The following is a 9,558-nucleotide window of genomic DNA, read 5'->3' as shown; positions in this document are numbered from 1 at the left end:
GCAAATGAGCATAAGGGAGCGGACTTAGCGTCCGTAACCGCAATGCGAATGCAGCAATCAAGGATTTTAACCGCAAGGACGAATTTATCTTAATTGGAAAAAGGAATAAAAAATGCTTATCTCTGAAAAAATCCAACAAATCCAAGACATCTTAGCCCAAGTGCAAAGCTTGAATGATAAGAATCTAAGCGAGTTTAAGGACAATAGTCAAAGATTCTTAAGCCAAATGTTAGAAGAGCTTAAGGCACAAAATGCGCAATTAGCAAACTCGCATCTGCAAGAGGCTAAAGACACACTTTTAAGCGCGATTGATAAAGAGATAGGCACTTACTCTAAGCTTTTGGAAAATGAGCTTAAGAGCTTTAATGCCCAAGAGTTAGCGCAATTAAGCCAAAGTCTGCAATCCCAAAATACGCAAGACTTAGCACACCTTAGCGATGAGCTACAAAACGCACTTTACACAGAGCTAAAAAGCACTCTAAGCCAAAGTTTGCCGAGCGAAATCACCCACACCGCGCATCTCCAAGAGAGCCTCAAAGAATATGTCAAAGAAACCCTAGCAGGAGCAGAGATAGACTATACACAGCTCCCTATTGATACGGAGCGACTAAGCCAAGAAGTGAGCCAAAATCTCCAAGAGAGCGTATTTGCACTTTTAAAGCAAGACAACGCCCAAGCACTAGAAGAGCTTATACAAGGTCCTTTTATGCAGGAGTGCATCAAAGAAACCCTTACAGCCCAAGCCCCTAAAGTTTGGGCAAATGCGATAGAAAAAGACGCATTGATACACCAACGATGGGAGGCAAAACTACGATTAGAAAGCCTTAAGATTCTTGCCCTCCAAGAGGGTATCGCTGAATTGATTAGAGAAGAGACGAACAAAAACTTGCGCAAGTCTTTGAGTGAGCCAACGCAAGAGAAGCAAAATATTTTAGTCAGTAAGTGAGATAAAGGAAAAGGTGTGAATTCTAAAGATTTTGTAGAAAAGATTAACTTTATCAAAAAAGGGCTTTTTAGCCAATTTGCTAATGATGAGTTAGCCGTGCAGAGCGCGCAAGCAAGTCTAAATATGCAAGAGCTAGACTTTAAAAAGCAAGAATTAAACCTCGCGATTAAAAAAACGCTCATAGAGCTTGAGCTCACCATAAGCAGAGAGCGCATTAATAATCTCAAAGCAGGAGCAGACGCGATAAGCTCCATAATCCAAGCAGAGAGCATTAAGCGGAGTGTGATAGATAATGCCGCGATTAATAAGGCAAATGCGTATATCGGGTTTTTTAATGTCGCGATGAATGCCATTGCTAACAACAGCGCAAGCCTTAATGACGGCAGTGCGTTAGCAAATATCAGCGAAGTAGTCTTGAAAGAAATCGCACAAATTGACACCAAACCCTTAAGTCAAAACTATGATACGATGCTTAAGGAATACGGAGAGCTTGCAAAGATTCAGAGTTTGGGCTTAGGCAGTAAGCAAATAGGCATATACGCGCCAAAAAATATTATCACGACAAGTGAAAGAATGATCATTTTAGGAATGAGCGTGTATGGAGAAAATGAGAGCTATTTTTTAATCGATGATGAGCAAATCACTACGCAGGATAACAAAGCCTTGCATTTCCATAAAAAGAACGCAGGTATCTATAAAGTAACCTTTAAGGCAAAGAATAATGATAATGAATTTGTGAGCGAGAGCATTTATATAGAAGTCAGAGAGGAGATTTGATGGACGCACAAGCAATACAAGAAATGGAGAATAAAAAGCCATTTTTACAAAAAATAGGAGCAGAGAGCAGCGGCGCGGCGTTAGTCAATAAACAAATGAATAACGCCTCTACCCAGCCCCCTATAAGCGAAGCAGACGCACAAGCAAAACTTTTGGGGGAGAGTTTGAGCTTTGATGATGCTAAGAGCAGTGAGGAGATTAACGCGATACAACCCCCGCAAGAGATTCCCCCCTCTCCACAAGATATGATGATACAACCCGATAAATACGAGGGGAGCTACCTTGATAAGAGACGCAATACAGGCGTGGCATACTTTGATAAAAAAGAGCATCTTAGCCTAATGGACGCGTATTTAGCCAAGCAATTAGGATTAAATGTCAGCTATGTGTTTCATAAAATGGACATTAAGAGCGACAACACGCACAGGGTAACCAATCAGACAAAGAGTGTGAATGAAATCACCAAGCATTTAGGCAATGCCAAAAGCACGATAGAGATGCTTATCGGTATGGGCGGGCAAAAGACTTTTAACGAAGCCTTAAAGCAAGGGGTCAAAAATGTAACCTTTGGGGCGATAGGTAACACGCGGGATTTTGAGGTGTATAAAGACAGACTTTTAGCAAATTACACGGTAGCAAAAAGCAGGGGTGATGGCAGAATCCTAGCGGGGGAATTAGAGCAGAGTAAAAAGCTTATCCCTTATCTTAGCAATCAAAAAGGCGCGCTTGCCATAACAAAAAATATCCTCCAAGAGACCAAGCACAGGATAGGGGAGCATATCCAAAATGTCAAATACAGCGGGCTTAATCCCGAGCAAATAAGGTATTATGAGCAGGGTTTGGCACAGATTAACACAGCGGAGAAATTACTCCAAGCCGCACAGACAGAAAACAGAGAGCTAAACGGAAAAGAAACGGCAGATTTATTAGTATTGATGGGATTTGCGCACAAATAAGGAGAAGAAATGCAGGCAGTAGATTTTAAAACACATGCGAGAGTTGATTTTGATAAATTTGAGAGCTTAGGGGGGAAGAAAGAGTATCTCTTAGAGCATTTAAAGAATCTTGACACAGATTTAAAGTGGGAGCAGTTAGAGGCTTTGCCTTTAGAGCAACAATACGATTATTTGAAAAACAATCCCTTTAATATCAATGTCAATAATCCGAGTAAAAATATAGACACACTCTACTCACCACAATATAAAGAAAATCTCGCAAAGCAAAGTTTGAAAAAATATGAATTTGAGCGCGCAAATCAAAGCTTAGGGCAAGATATTAAAGACTTTGCAAGCAGTGCGCTAGAATATGCCACAGGATACGAAAATGAAAATATACAAGAGCGTAAGGCACGACTGAATGAAGTGCAACAAACTGCCTCCCAAGCAAATCTCACTAGTGATAAATTAAAGGGCTTAGGCTTAAAAGGCTATAGTAATGAAGTCGCGACCTTGCAGCGCGGGTATAGCAATGTAATCGATGCCTTTACGGACAGATTTACCCAAAAAAGCGGGGTAGAAAAAGCGCATGATCAAAAAGTCAATGCCTACCAAGCTTTGCAACAGCACGGGAGCAAAAGCTATGCAGAGCTTGATGAGCAAGAAAAACAGCAAGTGATGCCCCTTGTCAAAGAATCTTTAGGGATAGTCAGTCGGCTTTTTCGAGACGATAAAGAGCAGTGGGAGTTTTTTAAGGACCTAACGCGCGCACAAGAATATGTGCAAGATTTTAGTGCGATGAGCAGGAAGCTAGAAAATATTTTACCCAGCCAGCAATTTTTACACGAGCTTTGGAGCAGTGAGAGCCTTAGTGAGAAGCAAACCCAAGCGTTAAAGGATTATGAGATTGTCGCGGAGAAAATGGGCTTTGATGCGCTTGCTTATAATCAACACGGGCTTTATTTTATCAAGCAGGGTAAGGTCTTTAAAGTCGATGAGAATTTTAACACAATGGTGAATAATGCCATAAAAGACAATATCGGCAGTATAAGCTTAGGGATAGCAGGAGCGATAGCAGGGAGTAAAAAGGGTCTCAAAGGTGCGATCGCAGGAGGTGCGCTCGGGGGATTTGCAGGGGGGATAAGCGATGCGGTATTGACAGATTTAGTGCTAGAGCGTGATGTGAGTATCCCCGAGCTACTTTTACACGGAAGCCAAGAAGCGAGCTTTAATATCGCGGGGGATTTAGCCTTTGCGGGTATCGGAGCGGTGGTAAAGGGTGTGAAAAACTCTAGCTTTTTTAAGCTCAAACCCGATGACACGCAAGAGGGTATGAAAAAAATCTTTACTAAGATAAGTGCGAGTTTGCAAGGGCAAAATGTCGGGGCGATTGATAGAATCTTAAAAGAGCATGGCACGAAACAATCCCGAAGCGACAATTTAGAGCGGTTTTTATCCACACAGAGTGAGAATGTCATAAGGGACGATTTCAAAGAAAATACGCTTATTAATAGCCTAATCTCTAAGGCGCGGGAGTATCTCCCTCTGAATAAGCTTGATTCTCTAAGTGCGAAAGATGAAACGGTTAAAGGCAAGCAACAAGAGCTTTTAGCAAATGTGCTTAAAAATAAAGACTTAGCCGATGCCCTCGCAGGACAGCTTGATGATGTCGAAGCGCGCATTTTAAGCCAAGCGATGAATAAAATGGCAAAAGACTTTAAGGCTTTGAGCGGGGATTATGAGAAGCTTATCGCAAAAGAAGTGCTTAAAAATGAAACAAACCCTAGCTTGCCTAAAGTCTTTCAAGCCTTAGTGAGCCAAGCAGAAAACGAAGTAAAGAATAATTATAAAAAGGCAGTGGGGGAGCTACAAAACGCACTTGAGGGAGAGAGGCTAGATCTTTTAACTCCTTTTAAACAAATGGCAGATATAGCGATTACAGACTTTGGGATTAATAGCGACATCAGTAAGCTTTTGATTAATGAAGTGAAAAACCTAGAGGGACGCAATATCACGATTAAAGAAGCTTTAGAGAAGAGAAAAGATATTAATCAAATCCTCAAAAACTTTAATGACAATCCTAATACTTTGAAAAAATTTAGAGTTGATGAGAGTATGGCAATGCTCAAAGACGCCATAGACACTACGATACATAATGCCATAGAAAAGAAAATCGCTAAGATGCAGATGAGTAAAATGTCAGAGGCGAAGAATGCACTTGAAAAAATAAATATAGATACGCTTAATGAAGAGCAAAAGCAAAAGGAGCTTTTTAAAGAGGCAAACGCACTACTAAGCCCAACAGGTGAGCCGCTAACCCGCCCGTTCAGCACGGGGATTAACTTAGATAGTAACCGCACGCTTGCAAGTGATATTATACCACAAAGCACAAAATTAGACAAGCACGAAGTGCTTAATAATCTAAGCCATTATCTTAGACCTCAAACCACACTCCCTAAAGAGATTGATATTGATGCGTTTCTGACACAATTAGCAAACTTTGAGAATAAAGAAAACTTTATAAAACATTTACAAAGCAGAAATGACGCAAAAAACCGAATGGCATATTTACACTTAGTAGAGCCTACCTTTAAAGAGCCAAACCTCATTTTAAGCTTTAAAGACGGAAAGAAAGAATACATTAAATCCTTTCAAACAGACAAGGGGGATATAAAATATCTCTTAGTAACTCGAGATAATGATAGGCTATTAATCACAGGGATTCCTAATGTAGATGAAAAATATTTAAGGGGACAAGTAACACACGCGGACCTTATCCAAACTTTTATTCCGCAGGAGCAGCAAGCAAAGAGTGGGCTGCTAAAAGATATTATACCACAAAGCACAAAATTAGACAAGCAAGCAGAGATTTTTGACACAATAGTTACACAAGCAGTGGATAATTACGCACAAAGTGCAGAATTTAAGGCATTAAGCGCGGACAAACAAAGGGCGATACTTTCTTTAAAATATATCCAACCCGAGCAGATGCCAATGGGAGTAAAAATCAAGGATTTGGAGAATCTTAAAACACATTTTGCAGATAAGGCAGATAGAGAGCAAAGAGAGGAGTTTTTAAAACTTTTTAAGACTACTAAAGAAAAGCCCGATTTGGTCTTAGAAATTAGCCGAAATGGTGAATTGCGTCAGGAATATATTAAGGCATTCCAACACAAAGAAAATAAGAATTTATATTATCTAGCTATTACGCAAGATGAGATAAATATCACAGGGATTCCAACAACCCAAGTCAAAAAAGTAATCAATGATATTGTAAGAAGTGAAAGGATATTAAATGCGGAGAGTTTGCAGGGAATCCTTAACCCCGCCGACCTTGTCAATAAGACACAAAGCCCTGCAGTCTCAAAAGATATTATACCACAGCAAGCGCAGGATTTGCGACAAATATTAGAGAATTTCAAAAAAGCAAATATTGATTATGCGGATATGAAACACAGGCTTAATGACAAGCTCACTAAAGCAATCTTTATGGATAAGCCTAAAAAGAGCACGATAAATTCAATGCGCAGCGTGGAAGAGTGGAAAAAGGCAGTGCTAGATAAGCAGTGGGTAGATTCTATACAAGGGCTAGAAAATACTATTTTTGCTAAGTTTAATCCCAGAATGCAGGAAGCCACGCAAACGCTTTTAATCTTTAGAGCCTTGGAGAGACATATTAAAGAGAATGACGGCGCGAGTATGATAAATCTCACCAAAGCCCTAAAAGACATCGCAGAGCTTGAAAAGCTCCCTTTGCACCCTCAAGCACAAAACGCGCTCAATATCTTTAAAGAGTTAGCAAGTGTGTATCAATTCGCTCACAAAATAGCCGGGGCAAAAGGCTTTAAGAGCGGGGCAGGGAATGGAGCGTTAAGCACTTCACTAGAGGGCAGAGCAAAGGTATTTTTGGTCAATAAGCTTTTTAGGAATCTCTTTTTTAGAGTCCCTCATATCGGGGATAAAGATGCCGTGCTATTCCACCTAAAAAGGGCAGTCCAAGAGCTCAAATACCCAAGAGCCATTACCTTAGATATGCTTAATAACCCTAAGCTTACCCACCCCCAGCCTCCCACGCCGAGTAATCCTAGCGGAGATGTGTTTATCACAGAATCTATGGCAAAAGATATACAAGATCTCGCCAATGATGAACATATGATGCTAGGGGAGTTGGAGCAGAAAATAGGTGCTTTAAGGGGAGAAAACAAATTTATCAAAGAGCTTAGTAATGGGGATAAAATCTTTAAAGATGCAAGTGGCAAAACCCACAAACTAAGCAATGAAGTGCAAGAACAATGGCTAAAGACCTTTAATCTTAAGAGCTTAGATGAGGATTTTATCCCGCATTTTAGCCCCGAAGTAAAAAAAGCTTTAGGAGATAAAAAAGTCAAGCTCACACAAGGAAGCCTTTTGAAGCTAAGTGCAAAAAATCGCACGCAATATATCCCACAAATCAAAGAGACGCTAGAGAATCCTGATAAAATTATTTCACATCAAGGAAATGTTATTTTTGCTAGGGAAATTGATGATAAAAAGTATTTTACAAGTGTAGGTAAAGATTTTGATACACATATCACTATCGTAAGCAATGCACCTAAAAAGACAAATAATTTAGAAAATAAAATGTTTGATGGTGGAGAAGTGATTTATCAATCTACCAAGTTTGAAAATCTCCGTTACAACCAAACTTTTACAGAGCAACGCTTAATGCCCAACAAGATTGACAATGACATTATATCACAAAATGCAGAAAAAAGCAAAATGCTTTTAGAAGCCTTAGAAGAAGATAGGGTGATTTATACAAAGGTGGGCAGTGGGAGATTAGAATCCCAAGACATAGAAGAGCTTAAAAATATCCTAAGGGAGGATTTGTCTCAAACACAAGGATTTAAGGGCGGGGAAGTTGCTGGCGCGTCTGATATATTAAAATCGGGCGGAACTTACTCTAAGCCCTCTGACTTGCAGATTGAATACCCCGCTAACCAAGTAAGTGGCAAAAACCCTACCGACATTATACCACAAAAAGTATTTGATATGTCAGAGGTGAATTTTAACACCTTAGATGATTTTGTGTATTATGCTAATCTCGTAGGGATAGACTTCAAAAACCTCCCACAAGCTAAAGAAGCCTATCAATACATACTAGAGCATTTAAAAGAGCTAGAGTGCTAAGGGTTTAAATGGATAAAGAGACAATCCAAAAAGAGCTAGCTACTCGAGCGTTAGCCAAAAAAAGCCTCAAACACTTTGTGCTACTCAAGTGGGAGCGGTATGAGAAAAAGCCTTTTATGGATAATTGGCATTATGATTATTTGTGCAAGGTTTTAGAAAATACCTTGCCTTGCAATACCGAAAATCTTGGATTTATACCCGAAAGACAGACCATTACAAGGCTTATGATAAATATGCCTCCCTCTTATGGTAAAACCGAAATTATCGCGCGCTGCTTTATCGCGTGGGCTTTGGGGAATTATCCTCAAAGGAAGTTTTTTTATATCAGTTATAGCGATGAGCTGTGTAGGAAAATCAGCAATCAAGTGCGCGACTTGCTTAAAAGTCGGTTTTTTGCGAGTGTGTTTGGTAAGAATCCGCAGTTTTTACAAGACAATGCAAATGAGTTTATCTTTAAAGAGGGGGGAGGGCTATTCGTAACGACACTTAAGAGTGCTTTGACAGGGTTTCACGCACACCAAATCCTTATCGATGATCCTATCAAAGTCAGTGCGATGACAAGCAGGAGTGAGCGAAACTTAGTCAATCAAAACTTTAAAGAAAGTGTGATGAGCCGACTTCAAGACAATCAAAGCAATATCACGATTTTGATGCAAAGACTCGGCGATGAGGATTTGTGCGGATTCTTGCTTAGTGAGAAAAACTTTGAGCGCTCTATTATCGAGCAATGGCAACAAATCAGCCTTAAGGCACTCAATGACAAGGAGGAGAGCTACTCCATAGGGGAGTATAGCTATCAGAGAGCAGCACACACCGCGTTATTTCCTTTGAGGCATACCAAAGAGGAGCTAGAGCGTCTAAGGCTGCAAATGGGTAATGATGAATTCTCTACGCAATATCAGCAAGACCCGCAAGTGAGTGAAGCGGGGTATTTTGAAAAGGTGTATTTTAAGACTATCCCTAGCTATGAATGCAGCGCGCAAAATCTCTATATCTTTGTGGATAATGCAATGAGCCTTAATGCGAATGCAGACAATAGGGCTTTAGTGCTTATCGGGGTAGAATCGTATCAAGAAGCGGTGCGCTATGTCGTGCGGGATTGTCTGTGCGGGATATGGAGTGAGGAAGAGACACTCAAAGAGCTTATAAGCCTTATGTATGACAATCCCACTGCAAAGGTTTATATAGAGAGCGAGGGGGGAGGGCTCACGCTAGAGCGACTTTTAGAGAATGAAATCGTAAGGTTTAATTTTAACGCAAAGAGCAGCGGGAAAAATGCCATTATTAACTCCGTCAAATGCTACACCCCTAGTCGGAAAATCAGCAAGGTAGAGAAGATAAAGGCAATCAGACCTTACTATAACACCGGCTTTTTGGTGTTTTTGCACAATGCGCGGGGATTAAAACAAATCAAAAAAGAGCTTTTTAGCTTTAATCCCGCAAAGCCCTTTCGGAAAGATGATTGTATCGATGCGATCGCAAGTGCGATGATGCACGATGAAGTGATACCTATAAGGGGAGCAAAAAAGCAGGGCGTGCAGGGGAGGAGGTTATCACGCCCAGCATGGAACATCTAAAAGCATTCAGCTTTGGGTATCCATAGCAGAGATTAGCAAAATTTTAAGGGTTTAGAGCATTCAGCTTTGGGTAATCATTTCGCAGATTTTGGAGATTTTGAAGGTTCGCAGACCTCTAGTCTAGCCTCACCTCCAAAATCTCCAAAAAACCACG

The 9,558-nt window shown here is 40.4% G+C and carries 5 protein-coding genes; all 5 read left to right on the top strand.

The genetic code is table 11. The features are described 5' to 3' along the window. Positions 1-112 precede the first annotated feature (112 nt). The 5 genes from LS69_RS09490 to LS69_RS09470 are packed head-to-tail and all read left to right on the top strand — an operon-like array spanning position 113 to position 9,404. Positions 113-946, top strand: a complete 834-nt coding sequence (locus tag LS69_RS09490; RefSeq protein ID WP_034374012.1) for a hypothetical protein — start codon at positions 113-115, stop codon at positions 944-946. 15 nt (positions 947-961) lie between these two features. Beyond that, positions 962-1,723: a hypothetical protein gene (locus tag LS69_RS09485; protein WP_034374009.1), complete on the top strand. Its 762-nt coding sequence runs from the start codon at positions 962-964 to the stop codon at positions 1,721-1,723. Continuing rightward, entirely contained in the window at positions 1,723-2,679 is a 957-nt protein-coding gene (locus LS69_RS09480; RefSeq protein ID WP_034374006.1) for a hypothetical protein, read from the top strand. Before LS69_RS09485 ends, LS69_RS09480 begins: the two co-directional genes overlap by 1 nt. 9 nt (positions 2,680-2,688) lie before the next feature. Beyond that, entirely contained in the window at positions 2,689-7,827 is a 5,139-nt protein-coding gene (locus tag LS69_RS10580) for a PBECR2 nuclease fold domain-containing protein (RefSeq protein ID WP_194145483.1), read from the top strand. 8 nt (positions 7,828-7,835) lie between these two features. Next, positions 7,836-9,404: a terminase family protein gene (locus LS69_RS09470; protein ID WP_034374161.1), complete on the top strand. Its 1,569-nt coding sequence runs from the start codon at positions 7,836-7,838 to the stop codon at positions 9,402-9,404. Positions 9,405-9,558: the final 154 nt, after the last annotated feature.

Source organism: Helicobacter sp. MIT 05-5294 (assembly GCF_000765675.1).
Lineage (GTDB): Bacteria > Campylobacterota > Campylobacteria > Campylobacterales > Helicobacteraceae > Helicobacter_D.
The sequence above is the reverse complement of the archived record's forward strand: the minus strand, read 5'-3'. Positions and strand labels throughout refer to the sequence as shown.

Bases quoted from the DNA above. Each gene is read 5' to 3' on its own strand.
- LS69_RS09480 (WP_034374006.1), top strand. From the start codon at position 1,723: ATGGACGCACAAGCAATACAAGAAATGGAGAATAAAAAGCCATTTTTA.
- LS69_RS10580 (WP_194145483.1), top strand. From the start codon at position 2,689: ATGCAGGCAGTAGATTTTAAAACACATGCGAGAGTTGATTTTGATAAA.
- LS69_RS09470 (WP_034374161.1), top strand. From the start codon at position 7,836: ATGGATAAAGAGACAATCCAAAAAGAGCTAGCTACTCGAGCGTTAGCC.
- LS69_RS09490 (WP_034374012.1), top strand. From the start codon at position 113: ATGCTTATCTCTGAAAAAATCCAACAAATCCAAGACATCTTAGCCCAA.